Origin of the sequence: Rhizobium esperanzae (assembly GCF_014197615.1) — a bacterium.
Taxonomy (GTDB): domain Bacteria; phylum Pseudomonadota; class Alphaproteobacteria; order Rhizobiales; family Rhizobiaceae; genus Rhizobium; species Rhizobium esperanzae_A.
The window spans coordinates 61,570-87,094 of record NZ_JACIFY010000020.1; the positions used below are offsets into that span (position 1 = coordinate 61,570).

Annotated in this window: 16 protein-coding genes; 7 read left to right on the forward strand and 9 right to left on the reverse strand. The window is 62.4% G+C overall.

Annotated elements, in window-relative coordinates:
- Window positions 1-144: 144 nt before the first annotated feature.
- The 4 genes from GGD57_RS23770 to GGD57_RS23785 all read left to right on the forward strand — a co-directional run bounded on the left by GGD57_RS23770 (window position 145) and on the right by GGD57_RS23785 (window position 7,310).
- Window positions 145-1,587: a M81 family metallopeptidase gene (locus GGD57_RS23770; protein WP_184472692.1), complete on the forward strand. Its 1,443-nt coding sequence runs from the start codon at window positions 145-147 to the stop codon at window positions 1,585-1,587.
- Window positions 1,588-1,636: 49 nt separating this feature from the next.
- A complete protein-coding gene (locus tag GGD57_RS23775) occupies window positions 1,637-3,421 on the forward strand; it encodes a gamma-glutamyltransferase family protein (protein ID WP_184472693.1) in 1,785 nt (594 codons plus the stop codon).
- Window positions 3,422-3,683: 262 nt separating this feature from the next.
- Window positions 3,684-5,018, forward strand: coding sequence for a glucoamylase family protein (locus tag GGD57_RS23780; protein ID WP_184472694.1), 1,335 nt, complete (start codon window positions 3,684-3,686; stop codon window positions 5,016-5,018).
- 501 nt (window positions 5,019-5,519) lie between these two features.
- On the forward strand, window positions 5,520-7,310 hold the full coding sequence (locus GGD57_RS23785) for a DUF262 domain-containing protein (protein WP_184472695.1): 1,791 nt from the start codon (window positions 5,520-5,522) through the stop codon (window positions 7,308-7,310).
- A gap of 78 nt (window positions 7,311-7,388) precedes the next feature.
- On the opposite strand, the gene GGD57_RS23790 is transcribed toward GGD57_RS23785, so the two are convergent.
- The 6 genes from GGD57_RS23790 to hglS all read right to left on the reverse strand — a co-directional run bounded on the left by GGD57_RS23790 (window position 7,389) and on the right by hglS (window position 15,753).
- A complete protein-coding gene (locus GGD57_RS23790) occupies window positions 7,389-8,426 on the reverse strand; it encodes an ABC transporter ATP-binding protein (RefSeq protein WP_184472696.1) in 1,038 nt (345 codons plus the stop codon).
- Window positions 8,423-10,090, reverse strand: coding sequence for an ABC transporter permease (locus tag GGD57_RS23795; RefSeq protein ID WP_184472697.1), 1,668 nt, complete (start codon window positions 10,088-10,090; stop codon window positions 8,423-8,425). Before GGD57_RS23795 ends, GGD57_RS23790 begins: the two co-directional genes overlap by 4 nt.
- A 63-nt stretch (window positions 10,091-10,153) precedes the next feature.
- Complete coding sequence (locus tag GGD57_RS23800; protein ID WP_184472698.1) at window positions 10,154-11,170, reverse strand: iron ABC transporter substrate-binding protein; 1,017 nt, start codon at window positions 11,168-11,170, stop codon at window positions 10,154-10,156.
- 215 nt (window positions 11,171-11,385) lie between these two features.
- Window positions 11,386-12,924, reverse strand: a complete 1,539-nt coding sequence (gene amaB / locus GGD57_RS23805) for an L-piperidine-6-carboxylate dehydrogenase (protein ID WP_184472699.1) — start codon at window positions 12,922-12,924, stop codon at window positions 11,386-11,388.
- 65 nt (window positions 12,925-12,989) lie between these two features.
- Window positions 12,990-14,273, reverse strand: a complete 1,284-nt coding sequence (locus GGD57_RS23810) for an NAD(P)/FAD-dependent oxidoreductase (protein ID WP_184472700.1) — start codon at window positions 14,271-14,273, stop codon at window positions 12,990-12,992.
- A 67-nt stretch (window positions 14,274-14,340) separates the two neighbouring features.
- Window positions 14,341-15,753 (reverse strand): 2-oxoadipate dioxygenase/decarboxylase HglS, encoded by a 1,413-nt coding sequence (gene hglS, locus GGD57_RS23815; protein ID WP_184472701.1) that lies wholly within the window; start codon window positions 15,751-15,753, stop codon window positions 14,341-14,343.
- Window positions 15,754-15,856: 103 nt separating this feature from the next.
- Between hglS and GGD57_RS23820 the strand changes: the two genes are divergently transcribed.
- From GGD57_RS23820 to GGD57_RS23830, 3 genes are all read left to right on the forward strand, one after another.
- Window positions 15,857-16,765: a LysR family transcriptional regulator gene (locus GGD57_RS23820; protein WP_184472702.1), complete on the forward strand. Its 909-nt coding sequence runs from the start codon at window positions 15,857-15,859 to the stop codon at window positions 16,763-16,765.
- Between the two features lie 69 nt (window positions 16,766-16,834).
- Complete coding sequence (locus tag GGD57_RS23825; protein ID WP_003567502.1) at window positions 16,835-17,071, forward strand: Lrp/AsnC ligand binding domain-containing protein; 237 nt, start codon at window positions 16,835-16,837, stop codon at window positions 17,069-17,071.
- Between the two features lie 144 nt (window positions 17,072-17,215).
- Window positions 17,216-18,394, forward strand: coding sequence for a glycosyltransferase family 4 protein (locus tag GGD57_RS23830; RefSeq protein WP_184472703.1), 1,179 nt, complete (start codon window positions 17,216-17,218; stop codon window positions 18,392-18,394).
- Window positions 18,395-18,414: 20 nt separating this feature from the next.
- Here GGD57_RS23830 and GGD57_RS23835 read toward each other — a convergent pair whose 3' ends face one another.
- The 3 genes from GGD57_RS23835 to GGD57_RS23845 form a co-directional block, all read right to left on the reverse strand.
- On the reverse strand, window positions 18,415-21,726 hold the full coding sequence (locus GGD57_RS23835; protein WP_184472704.1) for an oligosaccharide flippase family protein: 3,312 nt from the start codon (window positions 21,724-21,726) through the stop codon (window positions 18,415-18,417).
- Window positions 21,727-21,813: 87 nt separating this feature from the next.
- Window positions 21,814-22,992, reverse strand: a complete 1,179-nt coding sequence (locus GGD57_RS23840) for a glycosyltransferase family 4 protein (RefSeq protein ID WP_184472705.1) — start codon at window positions 22,990-22,992, stop codon at window positions 21,814-21,816.
- Between the two features lie 42 nt (window positions 22,993-23,034).
- On the reverse strand, window positions 23,035-25,515 hold the full coding sequence (locus tag GGD57_RS23845; protein ID WP_184472706.1) for a glycoside hydrolase family 2 protein: 2,481 nt from the start codon (window positions 25,513-25,515) through the stop codon (window positions 23,035-23,037).
- Window positions 25,516-25,525 lie beyond the last annotated feature (10 nt).

Sequence of the window (25,525 nt, forward strand, 5' to 3'; positions counted from 1 at the left end):
AGATGCGCATGCGCCGCTTGCAGCCGGCGCGCGCTTGGTGTCAGATGACCATCGAAACTTCTGCCGACGGCTTACGCTCGGAAAGGCAGAACCGCCAGCACCACCCCGAACATCCTGATTGCTTCCATCAACCGAGGTTTCCCAATGCGCATCGCCGTCGGTGGCATTCATATCGAATGCAGCACATACAATCCCGTTCTGAACGAGGAGAAGGATTTTCGCGTGTTGCGCGGGCAGGCGCTGCTGGAAGCTCCCTACTTCGCCTTCCTCAAGGATTACGATGCCGAGTTTCTGCCGACGATCCATGCCCGGGCCATTGCCGGAGGGCCGGTTTCGCGCGCCACTTACGAGGCGTTCAAGGCAGAGTTCCTGGAGCGGCTGAAGCCGCTGCTGCCGCTCGACGGTCTCTATCTCGCCATGCACGGCGCCATGTATGTCGAGGGCATGGAAGATGCCGAAGGCGACTGGATCGGTGCGGCCCGGGCGCTGGTCGGCGAGGAGTGCACGGTTTCGGCGAGCTATGACCTGCATGGCAACGTCACCCAGCGCATCATCGATGCGCTCGATATCTACTCCACCTATCGCACCGCGCCGCATATCGATGTCGAAGAGACGATGCGCCGCTCGGTCTTCATGCTGGTGGAAAGCCTGAAGACCGGCGTGAGGCCGGTCGTTCTCTGGGCGCCGATCCCGGTCGTCCTGCCCGGCGAGCGCACCAGCACCGTCGATGAGCCGGCTAAGAGCCTCTATGCCATGCTGCCCGGGATCGATGCGATCGACGGCGTCTGGGATGCCTCGCTGATGGTCGGCTACGTCTGGGCCGACGAACCGCGCGCCACCGCCGCCGCCATCATGACCGGCACCGACCGGGCCGTGCTGGAGCGTGAGGCCAAACGCCTCGCGAGTGCCTATTGGGATGCGCGCGAAGATTTCGTCTTCGGCTGCGAGACCGGCTCGCTCGAAGAATGCGTCGCCAGGGCGGTTGCAAGCCCGACCGCCCCTGTGGTGCTTGCCGAATCCGGCGACAACCCCACGGGCGGCGGCGTCGGCGACCGGGCCGAGGTGCTGGCCGAGCTGATCGCCAGGGATGCTGCCGGCGTCGTCTTCGCCGGCATCACCGATAAGGCGGCGACCGAGACCTGTTATGCCGCCGGTATCGGCGCAGAGCTGGAACTCAGCGTCGGCGCTTCGCTCGACACCAAAGGCAGCAACCCGGTCAAGGCCCGTTTCATCGTCAAATTCCTGCACGAAACCGCAGATCCGACCGATCGGCAGGCGGTGGTTTCCATCGGCGGCATCGATCTCGTACTCTCCGCCAAACGCCGGCCCTATCACAATATCGTCGATTTCGCTCGGCTCGGGCTCAATCCGCACGGGGCTGCGATCATCGTCGTCAAATCGGGCTACCTCTCGCCGGAGCTGGCGCCGATCGCCAATCCGAACCTGATGGCGCTGTCGACGGGTGTCGTCGACCAGTTCGTCGAGCGCCTGCCGCGCTTACGCAAACAGTATCCGACCTATCCCTTCGACAAGGACTTTGCCTTCGAGCCGCAGGTTTTCCTCTCCGCCCGCTCGGCGCGGGTGTGAGCTTCTGCCGGTCTCTACGAGGCATGACTTCGCGAAAAGGACATTTGCAATGACCGCATTCACGACCCGCCCTGAGATTCTCGGCACGTTCGGTGTCGTCACTTCGACGCACTGGATCGCCTCGGCGGTCGGCATGAGCATTCTCGAAAAGGGCGGTAACGCCTTCGATGCCGCGGTGGCGACGGGCTTCGTACTGCAGATCGTCGAGCCGCATCTCTGCGGCCCGGGCGGCGACCTGCCGGCGGTGATCTATTCGAAGCAGAAGGACAAGGTCGAGGTTATCTGTGCACAAGGGCCGGCCCCCGCGGGGGCGACGATCGAGCACTACACTGGGGAAGGCCTGGCGCTGATCCCCGGCGACGGCTTGCTGGCGACGGTCATTCCCGGCGCCTTCGACGGTTGGATGCTGATGCTGCGCGATTACGGCACGATGAGCGTGCGCGAGGTGCTCGAGCCGGCGATCTATTACGCCGAGCACGGCCATCCCTTGCTGCCCGGCGTCTCCGCCACGATCAAGGGGCTCGCCGTCTTCTTCGAGAAGGAATGGCCGACATCCTACGAAACCTGGCTGCCTCATGGCAGCGTGCCCGAGGCGCAGGCGAATTTCCGCAACCCCGTGCTGGCCGAAACCTGGAGGCGCGTCATTGCCGAAGCCGAGGCAAAAAGCGGCCGCGAAGCGCAGGTGGAGGCGGCACGCAACGCCTTCTATCGCGGCTTCATCGCCGAAAGGATCGACGCCTATCTGCAATCCGCCGAAGTGATGGATGCGAGCGGCAGCCGCCACAAGGGCGTGCTGACCGCAAACGACATGGCGAACTGGTCGGCGACGATCGAGGAACCGCTGACCTGTGACTATCACGGCTGGACGATCGCCAAGACAGGCCCCTGGGGCCAGGGTCCGGTCTTTCTGCAGACGCTTTCGATCCTCAAGGGTTTCAATCTCGCCGCGATGGACCCTGCCGGCGCAGACTTCGTCCATACCGTCGCCGAGGCAATGAAACTCGCCGTCGCCGACCGCGAGGTCTATTACGGCGATCCCGTCTTTTCCGAGATCCCACTCGCGCAGCTGCTGTCGGAGACCTATGCTGCCGAGCGCCGCAAGCTCATCGGCGCCGACGCCTCCTTCGAGCTTCGCCCCGGAATCGTTCCGGGCTTCGAGGCCCAGCACAATCTGACGATGAAGATGCTCGGCGCCGATTCCGGAACCGGCGCCGTCTACGAGCCGACCATGGCACATCTTTCCGAAAAACGCGGCGACACCGTGCATATCGACGTGATCGACCGCGACGGCAACATGGTTTCCGTCACGCCCTCCGGCGGCTGGCTGCAATCGTCGCCGACCGTGCCCGGCCTCGGCTTCTGCCTCAATTCCCGCGCCCAGATGTTCTGGCTGAAGCCGGGCCTGCCGACCTCGCTTGCACCGGGAAAGCGGCCGCGCACGACGCTGACGCCTTCGCTCGGCCTTTACGAGGGCCGCCCGACCCTTGCCTTCGGCACGCCGGGCGGCGATCAGCAGGAACAATGGCAGCTCTCCTTCTTCCTGCGGCATGCGCATCACAAGCTGAACCTGCAGGCGGCGATCGATGAGCCGCTATTCCACACCTCGCATTTCCCGAGCTCCTTCTATCCCCGCACCCGCGAACCCGGCAGCCTGATGGCGGAGGCAAATTTCGGCGCCGATGTGCTCGAAGCGCTCGCCCGCAGGGGTCACAAGCTGACGATCGCGGCCCCTTGGACGATCGGCCGGCTGACGGCGGCGCGACGCGATGCCGACGGCCTGATGCGCGCCGCCGCAACCCCACGCCTGATGCAGGCCTATGCGGTCGGGCGGTAAAACCCTGAGGCTTCGCCGCCGCTCTAAAATGAAATGAGAACGCAAGTATTGCGGGAAAACAACCCGCTGAGGTGGCGCGGAACCGCGGCTTTTTGCTGCACCGCTTATATGACTTCTGCTAGATATTATTTCACCAATAATTATTAACGACCAGTTCCGCCCATTTGTGTTCTCTTATCCCTACGAATCAAAAAGGTTTGATTTGCCCGGGGACGGCCACCATGTTGAAGCATGGGGCGATGCAACAGTTGGGTGGGTGCCTATGCTGCAACGGATTGAAGACATTGATGCAGCGCTCGTCGACAGGCTGCAGCATTCGGCATTCAAGTACTTCCTGAAATATTCCAACCCCGAAAATGGCCTGGTGGCCGATACTTCGATCGGCGGCGTGCCGGCGAGCATCGCAGCCGTCGGCTTTGGCCTTTCCTCCTATCCCGTCGGTGTCGAGCGTTGCTGGATCAGCCGCGAGGAAGCAGCCGAACGCACGGTCAACACGCTGCGTTTCTTCGCTGAGGCGCGCCAGGGCGAGGAACGCCACGCGACCGGCCATCGCGGCTTCTTCTATCATTTCCTGCATATGGATACCGGCCATCGCGCCTGGAACAGCGAGCTTTCGACCATCGACACGGCGCTGCTGGTCGCCGGCATCCTGACGGCGGCGCAGTATTTCAACAGGGAAGACGACGAGACGGAAACGGAAATCCGTGAACTCGCGACCTTCATCTACGAGCGCGTCGACTGGCGCTGGGCGCTGAACAAGGGCGACACTATTGCTATGGGCTGGAAGCCCTCGTCCGGCTTCCTGCGCTGGCGCTATCACGGCTTCGACGAGGCGATCATCCTCTATGCGCTGGCGCTCGGCTCGCCGACGCACCCCATCCCGCAGTCATGTTACGACGCCTTTACGTCGAGCTATTCCTGGATGCTGCACGGCGAGCAGTCCTATCTCTATGCCGGGCCGCTGTTCATCCATCTCTTCTCGCATGCCTGGATCGATTTCCGCGGCATTCGCGACAAGCCGATGGCGGAGCGCAATTGGGATTATTTCCGCAACACGCAGGTGATGATCAACGTCCAGCGGGATTATGCCGAGCGCAATCCCGGCCAGTTCGTCGGCTATAACAGGAATATCTGGGGCTTCTCCGCCTGCGACGGCCCGCCGCCGACACGGCGCATGCGCGGCGGCCGCCAGCCGAAGGTTCTGGGTTATGCCGCCCGCGGCGCCCCGCTTGGGCCCGATGACGGCACCATCGCCCCCTGGGCGGCCCTTGCCTGCCTGCCCTATGACCGGCAGGCGGCTCTCGACGGCACCAAGGCGTTGCTGACCACCTATCCGAACCTGCTGCTGGAAGGCGGCTTCCCCGGTGGCTTTAACCCGACGGTCAAGACCAAACGGCCGGAAGGCTGGGTCGACGACCGCACCGTCGGCATCGACCAGGGTCTTGTCGTCATGACGATCGAGAACGAGCGCTCCGATTTCATCTGGAGGCTGATGCGGCAATCGCCGGTCATCCGCCTCGGGCTCGAGCGCGCCGGCTTTACCGGCGGCTGGCTCGAAGGCATCGAGCCGGAAGACCTGGTGCGCAAGTTCGGGTAGGTGTCCACTCCCGAGTTCGGCAAGCTCAATTCAGCGGCTTAGGCCGCCAGTCAGTTTCATCAACCGTAGTAGGTAGTCGTTGAAAGGTTCAGTTCTTCGAGTTCGCTCTCTATCGTTTGCCAATTCATTCTCGGCTCGAAGCCTGCTCGCCTTCTGGCGGTAATCAATAGTCTGATCTTAACACGTCCGCACCACTCTGCCGCGCCTCTGCGGCTAATGTGATTGCCGCGGCTCGGAGCTACCGCTTCAACGAAGCTCTCTGTCTTCGGGCACAAAGTGAGCGGTACGGTGGGAAAGAGATCATATGCAATCAACTCACCCGCTTTCATGGTGATGCTGGGAGGCACGCATTTTTCCGCTCACAGCGCGATGTTTCAAAAGGTGTGAATCACACCTCAAAGATGACGACCGCTACGCCAGATTAAGTTGTTAATTACCTACGAAATTCTATCGTATGCGTTGCACAAGATTCGTCTCAGCTCAGCGCCGACAGGAACTGCAATGAAGATCACCCCTACCGCATTGACACTTAACCAACTCCTGGGATCTGCAAACGAGCGCTTCGTTATCCCGTCTTACCAACGGCGCTACTCTTGGAAGAGCCAGCAACTCTACGACCTAATTGATGATATCAATTTGCTCGAAGGCACTGATACGCATCTCCTTGGAAGCATCGTATGCCTGACAGGAGCGCACACTGCGGGTCTTAACATGCTGGAGTTAGTGGACGGCCAACAGCGCCTTACCACGATCAGTATTCTGCTCGAATGCCTGAAAGAAGCGTTTGTGAAATCTGGCAAGGAAGAGCGCGTAAAGGAACTGGAGCGCCTCCTTGCCGCGACGCCGTACAATGGCCCGTCCGTCCCCAAGATCGCCTTGGACACCATGGATAGCGACGAATTTGGGCTGCACGTGAAGACTCCCGACCCGGCTGAAGACGCAAAGTTTATGAATGAGCGGCTTCATGACGTCTTTTGGTATGCTCGGGACTGGATTGCCCAGCAAAAACCCGAAAATCTCCTGGCATTCGTATACAAGCTGCTCAATCAGGCGCTGGTCGTTCGACTAGATGTCAGCAACGCCAAAGATGCTTTCAAACTATTCGAGACCATCAACAATCGCGGTCTCCGGCTTAGTCCGACAGATATCATCAAGAACTTTGTGCTAGGCAATGCGGCGCGCTTCGGAGAGAACCAGCTAAAAGATGCGAAAGGTAGCTGGTCCAAACTCATGAAATTTTTGGACGGCACCGACTCTGACGCATTCTTCCGTTACTTTCTGATCTCTAAACTCGCCACCCGCCTGACGAAGGGCGATGTCGTACACGAGTTTCAGTCCTATTTCATGAATGAGGTGTCTGAGGCAGAAAAGCTGCCGGATAGACATTGGTACGCATATGAAGAAGATAGCGAGGACGAGGATAGCGCTGAGGTAGAAGTTGCTGATGAAGCGGCGACTAAGAAGCCCAAAGGCATGCCCAAAATCACATTCGATAAGTTCCTTGAGGGCCTAGTCAACAGCGCCAAAGTCTACGGAGAGCTGATCAATCAGCGCACTGGCAACGCGAAGATTGATCGACGATTGCGGAATCTTCGTATGATCAAAGCTACGCAAGCCTATGGTTTTCTAATGTATCTCCGGGCGAACGGGACTGGCAACAACGCTTTCATCGAAATTCTCCGGCTGACCGAGAACTTCATCCTCCGTCGCCATGTCTGCCGAGAAAGAGCAAACGACACTGAACGCCTCTTCGCAAGACTTTGTGAGGCAGATGTCGAAAACCCAATACCTGAAGTCCTTGCAGCTTATCGGGAGGAGTGCCCATCTGATGAAAAATTCCGACATGAATTCGCGTCAGCGGAATTTACGTCGAACATCATCGATCGTGCTCGTTACTGCTTGGAGCAACTCGAACTAGCCAAGCACGGAGACCATGCCGAACTAGGCGTTCTTGGTTCAGATTCCGTTCATGTCGAACATATTATCCCGAAGAGGATCAACACCAAGAAAAGCAAGGACGAGTTCGGAAACTGGCCTGAATATCTCGGCGAACGAGTCAGCAGGCTCCATCCAAAACTCGTCCACCGCATCGGCAATCTGACTCTTTTCGCGGGAACTCTGAACATTGTCGCATCCAACAACCCATTTTCATCGAAGAAAGATGGCTACAAGGCTTCATCCATATTGATAACGAAGGAGCTGGGTCAGATGCCTAACTTCAAGTTCAATCACCTTGAAGCGCGGTCGAAAACCCTGGCAGATTTAGCTATCGAACGTTGGCCATCCCCTTAAAGGGTGAGCAGTTTTCGGAGAGGATCAGGCGCGAGTTGAAGATAATAGAGCGTCCTAACGGACACGCAGGGCCTTAACTCAACTCTCGAAGACATGCGCCTTGCCGGCAATATCCAGGCGAACGAGATCGCCGCGTGCCGGCAGCGCGACGCTCGAAGTCTTGATCAGGATCGGCGGCAGGGCGACGCCGTCGAGCGAAACGGCAACGGTGCAGACCGCGCCGCCGAATTCCACCTCGACGACCCGTCCGCCATAGCTGCGGTCGCTATCATCGGCAACGACCCGAATCTGCTCGGGCCGCAGCATGATCTCCGCCTTGCCCTGACGACTGCCCTCGACCGCGACATGGCCGAGCGCGCAGTCTGCCAGACCATTGCGGATGATGGCGGGAAGCAGCACGGCATCGCCGAGAAACAGCGCCGTCTCACGATCCCTGGGATGCAGATACAGGGATTGCGGCGAGCCGGCCTGGATCAGCCGCCCTTCCCGGAGCACCGCGACCTGATCGGCAAAGGTCAGCGCCTCTTCCTGATCATGGGTGACGAGGATGGTGGTGATACCGGCCGCCTGCAACACGCGCGCAACCGCCTTGCGCATATTTTCGCGCAGACCGGTATCGAGGGCCGAAAAAGGTTCGTCGAGCAGCATCAGCCGCGGCTTGCGACCGAGCGCGCGCGCCAGCGCCACGCGCTGCTGCTGCCCGCCCGAAAGCTGGTGCGGGCGCCGCACCAGCATGCCACGATCGAGTTCGACCATATCGAGAAGATCGAGGATGCGCTTGTCGCGATCGGCAGCCCCTTTCTCGAAACCGAAGCCGATATTCTCGGCAACGCTCAAGTGCGGAAACAGCGCACCGTCCTGCGAGACGATGCCGATGCCGCGTTTATACGCTGGCACGGTCGCCGGGCCGTCGGCAAGCACCTCGCCATCCAGCGTCACCCGGCCGATATCGGGTTGCTCGAAGCCGGCAATGATGCGCAGCAGCGTCGTCTTGCCCGAACCGGAAGGGCCGACGACAGCGGTGCGGCTGCCCGCCTGGACATCGAGCGAAATATCCTTCAGCGCCTGCACCGGGCCATAGCGCTTGCTGATGTTTTCGATCGTAAGCAGCGTCATTGGCCGACGGTCCGTTTCGATTGCGTATAGAGTGTCAGGGTGAGCGGCAGCGACAGAACGACCATCATCAAGGCATAGGGTGCGGCCGAGACGTAATCGATCTCGCTGGTCAGCGACCAGAATTTCGTCGCCAGCGTATCGACGCCGTTGGGCGACAGCATCAGCGTCGCCGTCAGTTCATTGGTGATGCCAAGCGCGACCAGCGCGACGCTGGCGGCCGCCCCTGGGGCTGCGAGCCGCATGGTGATCTGGCGGACCGCCTGGCCCGGGGTGCGGCCCAGCCCCATCGCGGCGCGCTCCAGTTCCACCGGGGCCTGGGCGATGCTGGCGCGCAGCCCGACCATGGCGCGCGGCAGAAAAAGCATCACATAGGCGACGATGAGCGTTGCGAAGGTCTGATAGAGCGGCAGCACGAGACGCACGGTGATCGTCACCAGCGCCAGCGCCACGACGACGCCCGGCAGCGAGCCGACATAATAATGGCAGGCTTCGAGCACGCGCTGGACGCGGCCGGGCGCCCGCACGGAAAGCCAGGCCATCGGCGCTGCGGCAATGGTTGCCAGCACGCCGCCGGCGATGGCAAGCACGATCGTCTGCAGGAAGGCGCTGCCGACCTCGATGCGCCAGATGCCGCTGCCGCCGAGATAGAGCCAGCGGCCAAGCGTCACCAGCGGCACGCCGAGCGTCAAAACCGCCAGCGCCACGGGCAACAGGACGGCCGGCACCACGAACCAGCCGAGCCGCCGGCGGTCCGCCGGACGCGGCGAGCCGGAGCCGACCCGGGCATAACGTTCGTTGCCGCGCACCAGCACCTCGAAGCCGAGCAGAAAAAGACAGCAGGCGACGAGCACCCCGCCGAGCATGTTGGAGGCCGGGCTGTTGTAGGAGGACTGGAACTGGTCGACGATCGCGGTCGCGAAAGTATCGAACCGGATCATCACGAACAGGCCATATTCCGAAAGCAGATGCAGCGCGATCAGCAGCGAGCCGCCGCAGATGGCCAGTCTGAGCTGCGGCAGCACGGCGCGGAAAAACACCCGCCAGGGATTGAGGCCGAGCGAGGCCGCCGCATCCTCGATTGCCGGATCGAGCCGGCGCAGTGCGGCGGCGACCGGCAGGTAGAGGAAGGGATAATAGGCGATCACCGAAACGAAGACGCCGCTCTCTAGACCGCGCATCCCGGGAACGAGGCTGACCCAGGCATAGCTGTGCACGAAGGCGGGCACGGCGAGCGGGGCGATCGCAAGCCAGGCCCAGAGCCGCGCACAGGGAATATCGGTCCGTTCGGTCAGCCAGGCGAGCGTCACGGCAAGCGCGATCGACAGCGGAATGGTGATCGTCTCAAGCAGAACCGTATTGACGAGGAGTTCGCCGACCCGTGGCCGGAAGACCAAAACCTTCACCGTTTCCCAGCCGACATCGTAGGTGACCCAGCCGATGAAGCCGAGCGGCACGAGGCTGAAGATCGCAACGATGGTTGCAAGCAGGATCACGGAAGCGTGCGGCATGCGTCCGCGCGGCAAAATCATTCGCACGGTCCTCGGCGCCACCGGCGCTTCATGACCGGATGCGAGCAATCTGTTGTCCTGCAGCAAGGCCGATGCCTTCACACGCTGAAAAAGGAAGGCAACCGCCTTTGAAAGACGGTTGCCGGATATCGTCATGCCCTAAGGTTTTCTTGAGCCAAAAGCAACAGTTTTGGCCGAAGCAGGCCTGCGGCAGAAAAGTTAGATCAGGCCGGCCGCCGTCATCAGTTCCACGACCTTCTTGCTATCGAGCGTCGAAGCTTCGACCTTCGGCGCGTTGAGATCGGCAAGCGGCGTCAGCTTGTCATTGGAAGGCGCATCCTTGCCGACGGCATATTCGTAGGACGTGCCGTCCTTGAGAACCTTCTGGCCAGCCTTGCTGGTCAGGAACTTCAGGAAAGCCTGGGCGTCCTTCATGTGCTGCGTCGACTTCAGGATGCCGCCGCCCGAAACGCTGACGAAAGCGCCCGGATCCTGGTTCTTGAAGTAATGCAGGCCGACATTCTTGCTGTTTTCGCCGGTTTTGGCCTGATCGCCGAACCAGTAATAGTGATAGATCACAGCGCCTTCGACTTCGCCCGCATTGACGGCCTTCATGGCGACGCTGTTGCCCTTATAGGGCGTGGCATTGTCCTTGAGGCCCTTCAGCCACGCCTTGGTGGCGTCCTCGCCCTTCAGCTGCAACAGCGCCGCGACGATTGCCTGGAAGTCGGCGCCGGCAGGAGAAGCACCCCAGCGGCCCTTCCAGGCCGGGTCTGCGAGGTCGAGCAGCGACTTCGGCAGTTTGTCCTCGGTGAGCTTGGTCTTGTCATAGGCAAAAACCGTGGTGCGCGCGGCGATGCCGGTCCACATGCCGTCCGCCGGACGATACTGCTCGGGAACCTGGTCCAGCGTGTCCTTTTCCACCGGGGCGAAAAGACCGGCGCCATCGACCAGCGTCATAGCAGGCGAATTCTCGGTCAGGAATACGTCAGCCGGTGAGGCGTCGCCTTCCTGGATGATCTGGTTGGCGAACTGCATGTCGCCGCCCTGACGCATGGTGACCTTGATGCCGGTCTCCTTGGTGAAGGCATCGATCCATTCGCGGCCCAGGCTTTCGTGCTGGGCATTGTAAACGACGAGACCTTCATCCTGCGCATGGGCGCTGCCTGCAAGCGCAGTGGCGGAAAGAAGCGAAGCGGCAAGCGCCAGGGAAAAGCGGTTAAAAGCAGTTTTCATGATGGCCTCCGTAACGATGTCGCCCGAGTTCTCCACGGGCGATCAGAGGCGTATATTTTTCCTGACTGGAAATTTCAAGTTTGGCTTGACCGAAAAAGCCATCACAATATCTTGACTGAATATTTCATGTTAGAAGGGAATAGATCCCGTTTCAGTTAAAAAGGCGGCACTCCTCAGGGAGCACCGCCTTCCATTCGGCAAGCTTGCAGACCAGATTATTCGACGTCGAACTTGACGCCCTGGGCAAGCGGCAGCGTCCTGCCGTAATTGATCGTGTTGGTGGAGCGGCGCATATAGGCCTTCCAGGCATCCGAGCCGGATTCGCGCCCGCCCCCGGTTTCCTTCTCGCCGCCAAAGGCGCCGCCGATTTCGGCACCCGACGGCCCGAGGTTGACGTTGGCGATACCGCAATCCGATCCGCGCGCCGAGACGAAGGTTTCGGCCTCGCGCATGTCGTTGGTGAAGATCGATGACGACAGCCCCTGCGGCACGGCATTGTGCAGAGCGAGCACCTCATCGAAATCACTGTATTTCATCACATAGAGGATCGGCGCGAAGGTCTCGTGCTCGACCGGACCGGTCTGATCAGGCATTTCGACGAGCGCCGGGCGAACATAGAAGGCGTCGGTCAAACCATTGCCGACACGCTCGCCGCCGGTCACCTTGCCGCCGGCCGATTTCGCCTCGCCGAGCGCGGCCTGCATCTTCTCGAAGGCCTGGCCGTCGATCAGCGGTCCCACCAACGTGCCTGTTTCGAGCGGATTGCCGATGGTGACGGAGCCGTAGGCCTTCTGCAGGCGCGGCACCAGCTGGTCGTAGACGCTCTCATGCACGAAGAGACGGCGCAGCGTCGTGCAGCGCTGGCCGGCCGTGCCCATCGCCGAGAAGGCGACGCCGCGCAGCGTCAGATCGAGATCGGCGCTCGGGCAGACGATCGCCGCATTGTTGCCGCCGAGTTCGAGAATGCCGCGGGCAAAACGCTGCGACAGGCGCGGACCGACGGCGCGGCCCATGGCCGTCGAACCGGTGGCGGAAACGAGCGGGATCTTCGGATGATCGACCAGCACCTCGCCGACCTCACGGCCGCCGATGATCAGCGTCGACAGATCGGCCGGCGCCGTGCCGCCCTCGGCGACGAAGCGCTTCAGCGCTTTCTCGAACAGCGCCTGCACGGCCAGCGCCGTCAGCGGCGTCTTCTCAGAGGGCTTCCAGACGGTGGAATTGCCGCAGACCATCGCAAGGGCCGCATTCCACGACCAGACGGCGACCGGGAAATTGAAAGCGGAGATGATGCCGACCACGCCGAGCGGATGCCAGCTTTCCATCATCCGGTGCTCGGAGCGCTCGGTGGCGATCGTCAGGCCGTAGAGCTGGCGGGAAAGACCGACGGCGAAATCGCAGATATCGATCATCTCCTGTACTTCGCCGAGCCCTTCCGAGGTGATCTTGCCGACCTCGATCGAGACGAGACGGCCGAGTGCCGTCTTCGCGGCGCGCAGCTCTTCGCCGAGCAGGCGGACCAGCTCACCGCGCTTCGGCGCCGGAACGGCCCGCCATTCGAGGAAGGCCTTGTGCGCCGCTTCGATCGCGGCTTTCGTCTCGGCAACGCTGTGTTCCCGGAGTTTGCCGATTTCCTTGCCCGTCACCGGCGAGGTGACGGAAAGCGTGCCGCCGTGATAGCGGCCGGCATCGACGCCGAGGTCGGCAAGCAGCTTGGCGGTTTCGGTGGCGAGATCGAGGACGGCGATGGTCATTGTCGTGGTTCCAATCTTATTATTCTCAGAAGCGAGTATCGCTTCTCGGAAACGTCTATCGCTTCTCAGAAGCGGGCATCGGCGAAATGGGCGACCTGAGCGCCGGCTTCGTACCATATTTCTTTCAGCGCACGGAAGCTCGGCTCGGTCGGCGAAGTCAGCGGCAGCGGCAGATCGGCTTCGGTGAGCCGGCCGAGGATATGCTCCGCCAGCGTCCGGCCGAAGACCGTGCCTGGCGCAATGCCGCGGCCATTGTAACCCGAAAAGCCGATGACGCCGGGGGCGAATTTGTGAAAGCGCGGCAGCGCATTGTCGGTCATGCCGATCTGGCCATACCATTCACACTCGAATTCGACATCGCCGATAACAGGGAAGAGCCGCTTCAAGGCGCGTTTGGCCCAGCTCTTATGCACCGCAAGCCCGGTATTGCGCAGCGCCCCGACACTGCCGAAAACGAGACGGCCGGCCTGGTCCATGCGGAAGGAGGAGAGGATGTCCTTGGTATCCCACGCGCCTTCCCGCCCCGGCAGGATCGACTGACGCAGATTGTGGCCGAGCGGCACGGTGGCGAAATTGAAATAGGGCAGATAGACCTGTTCGTTGCGCACCTGCTCGAAGGGGCCGGTGCTATAGGCATCGGTCGCGACGATGATCCAGTCCGCGCTGACCTCGCCCTTTGCCGTCTTCACGGTCCAGCGGCTGCCGTTGCGCTCCGTCGCGACCACGGGGCTCGACGTATGAATGGCGACCCCCGCCTTGACGGCGGCATGGGCAAGGCCGCGCGCATAGGCCAGCGGCTGCAGCGTCCCGGCGCGCATATCGAGCAGCGAACCGGTATAGGCATCGCTGCCGATGCGCTTGGCCGTCTCCGCCGCATCGAGCAGCTTGACGGGGGCGCCGCGTGCAGACCATTGCGCCGCGCGGTCCTCGATCTCCTTCAGCCCATCGGCGCCGACGGCGCAATGCAGCGTGCCGTTGCGTTCGAGTTCGCAGGCGATGCCATGCTTGTCGATCAGTTCCATGACCAGCTTCGGCGCATTGCCGAGCAGTTCGAGCAGACGTTCGCCATGCACCGGGCCGAGCACGCCGGGCAGATCGTCGGGCATCACCCACATGCCGGCATTGATCAGACCAACATTACGTCCCGCGCCGCCGAAGCCGATCTCCTTCGCCTCCAGCAGCACCACCTTCGATCCAGCTTCGGCAAGATGCAGGGCGGAGGAGAGACCGGTATAGCCACCGCCGACGATGACGACATCGGCCGACACCGCGCCCTTGAGCGGCGAGGTGGCCGGCGGTTCGCCGGCAGTCTTTTCCCATAGGCCGTGGGAGCGCGGATCATTCAGCATGGTTTGGTCCGATCGGATCGAAATTGCGCTACTTTAACCCATAAAACCAAGTGTTGAAGCCAGCTTTTCACGCAACAGTCTTCAGCTGCAGCTCCGCGAGACCGAGCGCTTCCATTGCTGCAGCGAGCGAGGCGGCCTGACGTTCGGCATAAAGCGCCAGCTCGTCCTGAACGGTGGCGCCGAGCGCCGCCTCGAAGGCGTCGCGATTCGAGCGCGTCGCATAATTCTGCTGCTGGTCGGTGCCGAGGTTCGACTGGAAGATGCCGGCCGCGCTGACGGGCAGGAAGTCTTCATAGACGATCGGTGCGAAGGTAAGGTAACCCTTGGCAATCAGCGCCTCCGGATCGCCAGCCGGCGCGCCGCCGACGGCTGCGGCAATGCCGGCAGGCGTCGCTGAGTAGCGGAAGAAGGCCAGGTCTTGCCCGCGCAGCTCGTCCCAGCTATCCGGCAGCGCCTTGAAGCGCTCGGCGAGTTCCTGGTCGTAGGCGCCGGCCTTGGCGCCGCCGGCGCCGACCTGCACTTCGCCGCGAACCGAGGCGAGCAGCCGGTCGTAGAGCGCCCGGCCCTTGGCCGTCAGCGCCACGCCGCGCTGTTCGATCTCGCCGAAGCGGGCAGTATGCGTCCCTTGAACCGCATCCTCGTCACCGGAAAAGATGATCGTTTCCTCCAGCGCCTTGAAGCTCGTCTGCCGCAGCAGGATATCGCAATGACGGCGCGGCGGCCCCTCGATGACGGCTTTCGGCGTGATGCCACGCTCCGGCATACGGGCCTGGACCGCGTCGATATCGAGCGTGCGCGGCGTCAGATGGTTGATATGCGGCCCCTTGAAGCTGACGACGTCGGCGATCAGCCGGTGCGCGTCGTGCAGGCGTTTGTAGGTTTCGGCGCTGACCGTCGCCTCGCTGTGCCAGCGGAAGGTTTCAAGTGCCTCGGCGACGAATTCCGTTGCCTCCGCCTCCGTCAGGCCGCCGTTCTGTTCGTGGCGCTCGATCAGCGCAATGGCGCGCGGCGTATAGATGCGCCGCTTTGCCAGAATGGTTTCGGCTTCAGCGCGCAGCCCCTCGTCCTCGATCAGCTCCAATCGCAGCAGCGAGGTGAAGACGCGGAACGGGTTGATGTTGAGCGCGGCCTCGTCGATCGGCCGGAAGCTGGTGGAATGAACCGGCACGCCGGCGACCGAGAGATCGTAATAGCCGACCGCCTGCATGCCCATGACCGCAAACAGGCGGCGGATGGTGAAAAGCTCGTCTGCCGTGCCGAGCCGGATGGCGCCGTGGCGCTCGACATCGATACGATCAAGCTCGCCGGCGCCGGCGAGCCGCTCGCGCAGATCGGGATTGTTTTCGAGGCAGCCGGCATTCACATCCGCCACCAGTTCGATCAGCGTGCCGTATTGCGGCACCTCCGCCCGGTACATCTGCGACATCGCCTCGGTGAACAGCGAGCGGATACGGTCTGGGGAAACGAAGGATTGCGGCATCTGAGAAACTCCGGCTCATTCCGTTTTTGCAGGATGAGCCTCTTTACTTCAGCCACAAAGGCGGAAATATCGACATTTCGGAAATAGCTCATTCTGAAATGGAATGACCATGTTCGCTTCAAGACGTTTTCTGCCGTCGATTTCGCATCTCGCCGCCTTCGAAGCGGTTGCCCGCACCGGCAGCGTGACGGCGGCCGCGCGCGAACTCGATCTGACCCAGAGCGCCGTCAGCCGGCAGGTGAGCGCGCTGGAGGAGCAGCTCGGCGTCGAACTCTTCCTGCGCGAACGCCAGACCATGCGGCTGACGCTCGCCGGCGACAGTTATGCCCGCGAAATCCGCGAGGCGCTGCGACGCATATCGAGCGCTTCCTTGAACCTGCGCGCCAATCCGCATGGCGGAACGCTCAATCTTGCCATCCTGCCGACTTTCGGCACGCGCTGGCTGGCGCCGCGCCTCGGGCGCTTCCTTGCCGTCAATCCCGGTGTGACGATCAATCTGGTGACCCGGCTTTCGCCGTTCGATTTCCGCCTCGATTCGATCGACGCCGCCATCCATTTCGGCCATCCGCACTGGCCGGGCGCCGAACTTACCTTTCTGATGTCGGAGCGCACGGTGCCGGCCTGCAGCCCGGATTTTCTGAAGCGGTACACGATCTCCGGGCCTCAGGATCTGCTTGCCGTTCCGCTGCTGCACCTGACGACGCGTCCGGATGCCTGGGAGCAATGGTTTGCCGGCAACGGTGTTTCCTTCGAAAACGTGCACGGCATGCTGTTCGACCAGTTCGCAACCGCCGCACAGGCGGCGATCGCCGGCCTCGGCATCGCCCTGTTGCCGACATTCCTGATGCACGAGGAGCTGCGCCGCGGCGACCTCGTCGCCGCCGTCGACCGTGAAATGGAAAGCCGCGAGCGCTACTATCTCGCCTTTCCGCCCGAACGCGCCGATTATGCGCCGCTTGCCGCCTTCCGCGACTGGATCGTCGCCGAAGCGGCCGCCGACCCGGCCGCGTGACGAACGGCTTGCATCGGCATGGCGCTTTCGACCATTATATCAGCCAAACAACATCTGCAGGAAATCCCCATGAAGCCGATCTTCGTCCAGCTCCAATGCGCCCCCGGCAAGACCTATGAGGTCGCCGACGCCATCTACCAGACCGAACTGGTCTCGGAGCTCTATTCCACCAGCGGCGACTATGACCTGCTGCTCAAGGTCTATATCGAGGAAGGCCAGGATATCGGCAAATTCATCAACGACAACATCGCCAATATTCCCGGCATCGTCCGTTCGCTGACGACGCTGACCTTCAAGGCCTTCTGAATTCCTCTCAGATACGGTTAACCCTCTTCGCGAAGAATTGCCTGGCATGACGTCGCTGAAACCACGGCTTAACGCCCGGGATATCTGGTCGTTGCTATAAGAGTTCCGCGTCGGCTCGAAGCGACGTGCAGCGATAGGTGGAACATGGCGATCGTCGAGGCAGACAGGGTGCGCGAGAAGCCGCAGCCGGAAACGGCGCCGCTGATCGTTCATGTCGTGCGCCAGTTCCTGCCCAACCGCGGCGGCCTGGAAGACGTCGTCGCCAATCTCGGCCGCCAGACGGTGCGTCGCGGCTATCGCGTTCGCGTCGTCACGCTCGATTCGCTGTTCACCGCGCCTGACAATAAATTGCCGCCGCGCGAGGATATCGACGGGATCGAGGTGGTGCGCATTCCCTGGTCCGGCAGCAGCCGTTATCCGCTGGCGCCCGAGGTTTTTCGCCATCTCGGCGATGCCGATCTCGTGCATGTCCATGCCATCGACTTCTTTTTCGACGCGCTCGCCTGGGGCCGGTTGCTGCATCGCAAGCCGATGATCGTCACCACCCATGGCGGCTTCTTCCACACCAGGAAATACGCCGCGATCAAGAAGATCTGGTTCCGCACTCTGACCCGCGCCTCGGCGCTGGCCTATCGGCGCGTCGTCTGCTGCAGCGCCTCCGACCTCAAGCAGTTTTCCGAGATCGTCCCCGACAGCCTGCTGATCGAAAACGGCGCCGATGTCGGCAAGTTCGCCGATACCGCTTCGCGCCGGGCAAGGCGCCGCATCGTCACCATCGGCCGGTTCTCGGTGAACAAGCGGCTGGATCATCTGCTCGATGCGATGGCCAGGCTGGCGGCCCGAGATGCGGAATGGCATCTCGACATCGTCGGGGCCGAATCCGATCTGAACCGGGCCGATGTCGAAGCCGCAATCGAAGGCCGCAACCTTTCCGGCCGCGTCACCCTGCACGTCTCACCCGACAACGGCGCCATCCGGCGCGTCATCGCCGAGGCCTCGCTGTTTGCTTCCGCCTCGGAATATGAAGGTTTCGGCCTGGTGGCGCTGGAGGCGATGAGCGCCGGCCTGTTGCCGGTGCTGAACGCCAACGACGCCTTTACAACGCTTGCCGGCCGGCATCCGGTCATCGCGCTGGCCGATTTTACCAATCCCGAGACCGCGGCGACAGTGATCGAAGAGGCCTATGAGGCTCTCGCGCGTCAACCGGACGCCGTTCGCGCCGGCCTTCTCGACGCTGCGCTCGGTTATTCCTGGGACATCGTCGCCGGGCGTTACATCGATCTCTATCGGTCGCTGAACGTCGTCACCGGCGACCGCACCTGATCCTGCCCGCCTGAAATCCCTCAGGCTCTCGCCAGGCGGATAATCTCGTCGAGCACGAATTTGCGCGATTGCGGCGGCGTCAGATTGTGGTCGGCATCCGGCAGCATCAGCAGCCGCACGTTCGGATAACGGGAAAGCTTGGCGCCGCGCGGCCCGAAATGAAAATAGACGTGGTCGAGCCCGACGTCGCCCTCGCTGTAGATCAGCGTCAGCGGCACCTTGCGCTTGCCGAACGACGCGAAGGAATGCCGGACTTCGCGGGCGATATGGCGTCGGTCGGGAAGCAGCTCGAGCAGCGGCGCGATCCATGGCGACAGACGCCGGCCGCCGGCGATGACGATATTCTGCAGCGCCGACACCACATCCACCTGACCACTGATGAGGCGTTTGAGCGTATCCATCCGCGCCAGCCGCTGACCGTAATCGTCGAGGCTTCGGGGAACCGAGACGACATGCTCCTTGCGCACCGGTATCTCCGGGTCCCAGTAATAGACGAAGGGATTGATCGAGACGACGGCCTTCAACCGGTCGTCGGCGACGCCGGCGCGGAAAGCGACATAGCCGCCGCTGCATCGGCCGGCCACCATGATCGGACCCGCCACGATGCTTTCGAGCAGATCGAGCGAGGCAACCGCATCGACGGTCTGCGTGCTGGAATAAAGCACCTGCTCCGGCGCATCCGGCCGCGGCGGGCTGTCTCCGACATTGGCCGAATCGAAGCGCAGTGAAACGACGCCCTGGCGGGCGAGCTCGCGCGCCATATCGACCGTTGTGCGTCCCCAGCCGGCATGCCGGTCATAGGCCGTCGACAGGAAGAGCACCGCGTTGCCCTTGATCTCGCCGAGCGGCCGGCTGACGACGCCGACCAGATGGTCGTGGCTGCCGAAACGCACCGGCGTTTCCGCAAAACCCTCGCCGGCAAGCGGCGGGTTGTCGACCACATCAAGCGAGTGGGCGGCGGATGTTTCCGTCGTCACCGCCTGCAGCCAGGCCTTCAATCGCTCGACGACAGCGGTCGGCGTCTTGGCAAACAGCGGATTGGTGGCAAGCTCGTCATACCCTTCGAAAACCGTCTGTTCGACATCGGCGCCGAGCGCCTTCAGCGCATCGGCAAAGCCGGTATCGTCGGCCCTGGCCGGACGTTCGAGGATCCGATAACGCGATGCGGCCAGCCCCTGCGGCGCGGCGATATTGAGCTTGCCGAGCTCGGCGGCGATCTCTTCAGGCATGACGAGCCCGGCGATCTGCACCTTCGCGGTCTGGACATGCTCCTTGCCGAGGCCGAGATCGGCATCGATGATCTTGGACCACATGTTGAGTTCGCGCAGATAGGCCCGGCCGCTCAGCACCGGCGCCAGCATCACGAGGCTGTCGACGCCTTCGATCGAGGCGCCGATGCGGTGGGCAAGCGTTGCGCCGAGGCCCTGCCCGATGAGGATGATCCGGTCGCAGCCGGAGAGCGACTTCAGCTTGGCGGCGGCGGCGCGGATCGAGTTTTCCCAGGTTTCCAGCCGGGCCGGCAGCGCGCCGAAATCGAGCGCATCGCCGGTGCCGCGATAGTCGAAGCGCAGGCTCGCCACGCCGATATCCGAGAAATGCTCGGCGGCGACGCGGAAGAATTTGCGGCTGCACATTTCCTCGAAACCCCAGGGGCTGACGAAGAGCACGGCGGCCGAACGCTTCTTGACCTCGGGATTTTCAGGCATGAACAGCCCGATCGTGCCGTCGAAGACGACGGGCAGGGCAGCACTGCGTCCGGCGCCTTCGGCCGGTTCGAGCGAAAATTCGCCGGGCGCCACCTTGGCGCGGTCGGGGTCGCCCGGAAGCCGCGGCGCGATGAAATTGATCGCCTGTCCCACCGGCCGCCGCAGCGCGGGCGGCATCTTGGCGAGTATGGAGCGCATGACCTCGACATCCTCGGCCGGCACGGCGCGCAATACGCGCAGGGCCGCAAAATAGCAGAATGTGCCGGCAAGGATCGCAGCGACCAGACCGATCGGACCCCGGACGAATTCCAGCACGGAGATTGCGCCACAAGCACAGAGCACGGAGGCGAGCGTCACCTTCGTCAGGCTTGTGTAGAGACTGGAGAGCTGGGATCCGAATCCTGTCTGTCTGATCATCATTACCGACATCGCAACGAAGACGAGGATGCGCACGAGTGCGGCACCCTCGGCGGCAAGCCTAGGTACGATCAGTAAACAACCGACTACCATCAGCAGGCCACCTATCACACTGATCTTGAGGCGGGAGCCGGCCCTGTCCATCGACAAGAGATAGAGGCTGAGGATCTGCATGAAGGTATAGGCGGGTGCAACCAGCGCAAGCAGCGCCACCACCGTGCCGCTGCGGCGGAACGCCTCGCCGAACACCACAAGCACCAACTCGCTGGAGATCGCGGCAAGCCCGAGGCTCATCGGCAGGACGATATAGGCCATGCTGCGGGTGACGGCGGCAAAGACTTCGACCGGCAAGGTCGAATCGTCGCTGCTGTGGCGCCGCTCGGAATAATAGGGCAGCAGGCTGCCGGTCATCTGGATCGGCAGCTGCAGCGCGATATTGGCGATCGACAGGCCGACGGCATAATAGCCGACCATCTCCACCGACCAGAACTGCTGCAGGAAGAGCAGTTCGAGCCGGTTGAGGAAGATCGAATCGATGATGAACTGGATCGACAGGATGATGGAGGAGGAGGCGAGATATTTCAGCGACACCCCGCACCAGTCGCGCCGCGCAAGCAGGATCGGCAACGTGGCGAAAAACAGCACGAGCTGGCCGAACGCATAACCGACGAGAACGCCCTCGACGCCATAGAAAACGGCGCCGGCGGCAACGCCGGCAAGCTGCACGATCGAGACGGCGACCGTCAGCTTGAAGAAGGCGCCGAGCTTCTTTTCGCCGATCAGGTAGAATTTGACGAAGGAGCCGATCGCCTGGATGAAGAACAGCACGCCGGTGACGAGGGCGACGGATGGCGCGGTGTCCGCCCAGTGCATCTCCTCGGAGGTCAGGAAGAACAGCGCATAGAGCGCCAGCAGCACGACGGTCGAAAACATCATGAAGCTGACGAGGATGGCGGCAAAACCCCGCCGGCGACGCGCGTCGTAACCTTCCGCCGAAAGCTGCGGCAGGGTCTTCAGAAGCGTGATGCTGGAGCCGAGTTCTGCAATCGAGGCGCCGGTCACCACCAGCCAGAGCGAGAAGGCGACGATGCCGTTGGCCTCAGGCCCGAGCAGCCGCGCGGTTATGATCGACGAGACGAAGCCCGTCAGCAGCAGCAGCATGCCCGCTGCCGCATTCATCACCGAATTTGCAATAATACCCTTCGACATCGGTCCATCCGCCAGCATCGGCCTAAAGCACGTCGCCGTCATCTCTAATGCGAAAATATTAAAATAAAGCGGAGTGACGACCTCATCTTAGCTTGATTGCATCGCCGCCAGCGTCTGAAGCGCCTTCTCATAGCTGTGTTCCGCGAGGTAGCGCAGCAGGAACGCCCGCGCCTTCTCGGCCTTCTCGCGCGCAAGCTCGGGCGCGCGAAAAATGTCGCTGAGATGCGCGGCTGCCGCTTCAGGAGAGGGATCCGCCCAGACCGCACCCTCGAGCCCGGCAAATTCCGGATGGGTATCGACGACGGGAATAAGGGGAGAGGCGACCAGCCATGAATTGTCGGGGTCGCAGAAATCCACGGTGCCCGACCAGGCGGTGGAAATGACCGGCGTGCGCTGCATGATCGACTCGGCAACCGTCAGTCCGAAACCCTCGGAACGATGCAGCGAAAGATAGGCTTGGGAAGAGCGGATGAGGCCGTTGATATCGGCGTTCGACAGCCTGTCGGTGACGATCCTGATCCGGCTGTCGCCGGCGACCGAAGCAACCAGTTCACGCAGGCCTTCATCCTTGCTCACATCGCCGCTGGCCTTCATCAACAGGAAGGCGTTTGGCGCTTCGGCAGCAAATATCCTGAAGGCCTCGATGACGGCCCGCGGATTTTTGCGGTTGATCGAGGAGCCGGCGCTGAAGATGAAGCTGACAAGAAAAGCGTCCTTCTCGATACCGAACCTCTCCCGCATGCCTTCCGTCGCCGGTGCCTCGGTCACCGGATGCGGGACGACGATGACGGGCGCCCTGGTGAGCGGCGCAATCGCCCGCCGGGTGAATTCCGACGGCACGAAGACGGCATTCATGTAGTGCATCGCATTGCGCCACTCGGCCGGTACGACTTCGAGCTCCCAGGCGAAATAGCCGATATTGAAAGAGCGGGTGAAATTGGCGACCCTCTTCTTCAGGATGGCGCGCGGCAGCATCGGCGGATTGAGGTGCCAGATCCGGCTTCCCGGCGGCTTGCTGGATGCGCGCGGCGGCGTCCATCCGGGAAAGGAATTCGCGTCGGGATGGGTGCTGACATCGGAGAGCGAAATCGCCCGTCCCGCCTCGGAAAGCGCTCCCGCGCAGAGACGCGCCGATTCGCCGACACCGACCGCCATCGAGAGATAGCCGACGATTTCCACCGGCTTGCGCGGATTGAAAGCGACACGCGAGCGCGGGATCAGCCGCTGCAGGACGTGGGCGCGTAGAAAGCGGTATGTCTTTCTCAAGTCACGATCTTTCCGGTGGATTTGCATCATTCCCAGCGAGCCTCAGCCCGCGAGCCCGACGCGATGTGAACTGCCGAGACTTCTGATTTCGCCCGCAGGCGGGATATCGGCCTCCGCGCCGGGGAGCGCGTGAAGCTTCACCCGCCGCAATGCGCCGGGAGCGAGATGGAACCAGTCGTCGTCGGCCCGATAGCCTTCGATGTCGAGATGCACCGATTGCGCCAGCCGGTCGGTCCTCAGATCGACGAACCAGTCGTCGCCGTCTCTGACGAGCGATGCTTCGATGCCCGCATCATGCAGTGCCTTTGACCGTCCGCAGGGAAAGTGAAAGCTTTCCGCGAGAACCGCACCATCCGCCAGCGAGCGCAGGCGCGCGACACTGGCATCATGCGACGGCGGCCCGAAACGGAAGGCATAGGTGGTATCGAAGAAGGCGCCGAACAGGGAGGTAGCGGCAAGGCGTTCCGTGTCCCTTGCCGCCAGCTTGAAGGCCCTGCTGCCGCTGACGACCTGCTGTCTTCCGTCGCGCAGGCAGATGACTTCGAGTTCCACGTCGAGTGCGGCATCCGTTTCGTTGATGACGTGCACATCGAGACCGTTGGTTCCCTCGTCGGTGAAAACCATCTGCACCGGCCGGAATGCGCGGCGCATCGCGTACCAGACCGGCTTCGGCTCTCCGGTGGAATCGATCACACCCCAGCCGGGGCCGGGCAGCAGATCCTGCAGCGTCCAGACGAGCGCGCCGTTGCAGGTGGCGCTCTTGCGTCGCCATTCGGCAAAGGTTTCCTCGATCACCTCGCAGGTAACGGCGCGGGAGAAATCGAGATAGCGTTCCGGATCCTCGCGGCGCAGCTGGGCTGGATCGAGACCATAGAGAAGCTGCAGATAGAAGTCGCGAACGTCCTCGAAATCCCACGATGCACTGCGGTCGCGCGGCACGCGGGCCTTCCAGAGCGGACTATGAACGGCGGGCACGTCGAGATGGCGCTGCAGCGTCCGTTGCTGCGGCACATGCGCAAAAGCGAGGCTTTCGGAGGCAAACCGCACATCGGCGCGGCGCGCATCGGCAATCGGCCGCATATAGGCGCCGACGCCGTAATAATGGGCGATACCGGCATTCGGCGAAAACGGCATCGCCCCGCCATGAGGCGAGTTCGGGACATAGGGCACGTCGGGACGCATGCGCGCGGCAATGGCCGGGATGACCTCATCGGTGACCGGGCCGCTCCAGAATTCCATCGGCAGGCCGAGCATCGCCGCCTGCTGATGGATTTCGCTGCCGCCGCAGAGCACTGCAAGCGACGGCGACGCCTGGACGCCGTGCAGGAATTCCTCGACCTCGGCATGCACGTGGCCGAGAAACGCCTTGTCGTTGCGGGGATAATCAAAATTGGCGAACATGAAATCCTGCCAGACCAGCAGGCCGAGTTCGTCGCAGAGCGCGAAGAAATCGGGCGTCTCATAGGCCATGGTGCCGCCGATGCGGATCATGTTCATGCCGGCTTGCGCCGCAAGCCGCAGGAACGGTTCATAATCGCCCCGCGCGCCCGGCAGCCGCGCAATATCGGCCGTCGTCCACACCGCGCCGCGGCAGAAGATGCGTTCACCGTTGACGGTGAGTGAGAAGTCATCGCCATCGGCGCCACGCTCGACGTCAATTCGCCGGAAGCCGGTGCTGTCCAGCGGATAGTCCACGCCATCGGCAACCAGCGTCAGCTCGTAGAGCCGCGGAACGCCGTGCGTGTGCGGCCACCAGGGCTCGATGTCGGAAAGCTTGAGGATAGAAGAGTAATGGTTGTCGGCGACCTTTTCGAAGGGCTGCTCCATGCCGCCGCAGCGCAGCAGCATTGTCGGGTCTTCGGCATTGCTGTGCAGCGAAACGCTGAGACGGCCGACGCCATTCTCATCCAGCACGGCGCGAATGCAGACATTGTCGATCGAGACGGGATTGCGCCGCACCAGCGAAATCGGCCGCCACGGCCCGACGGCATGGATATCGGGGCACCAGCCCGGCATATGGCCGAGCAGGGTCGTGCGGAAATTCTTCAGCCCCGCCGGCGTGATCATCTGCGGCCGCCAGCGCGCACGCGGGCCTGGCTCCGACAGACGCGGGCCGAGCGCCCGGAAACACAGCGCCAGCTCATCGCCGCCCGAAAGCGTCACCGGGATTTCATGCGCCGTGAACATGCTTTCGGAAAACAGGATTTCCTGGCCGTTGAGGAAGACATGGCAAAGCGTCGCAAGCCCTGCAAAACGCAGGATCGCCTCGCCAGGTTCGGCATCGAAGAGCCGGCAGAGATACCAGGCATCCCTGGTGTTCAGCGGCTCGGGATTTTCCCGGTCGAAGAGCCCGGCTTTTTCGAGGGCTGATGCGACGGTGCCGGGAACGGGCGCTGGAATGAACTGCGCGGAGAGATGAATATCGTGCGGCACGGCGCAGGCGCCCGGCTCCGTCAGGATCAGGTTCCAGCCTTCGCAAAGCTGGCTTTCCTCCGCTCCGATGCTTGCCAAACGCCCCCGCATGGTCAGATCT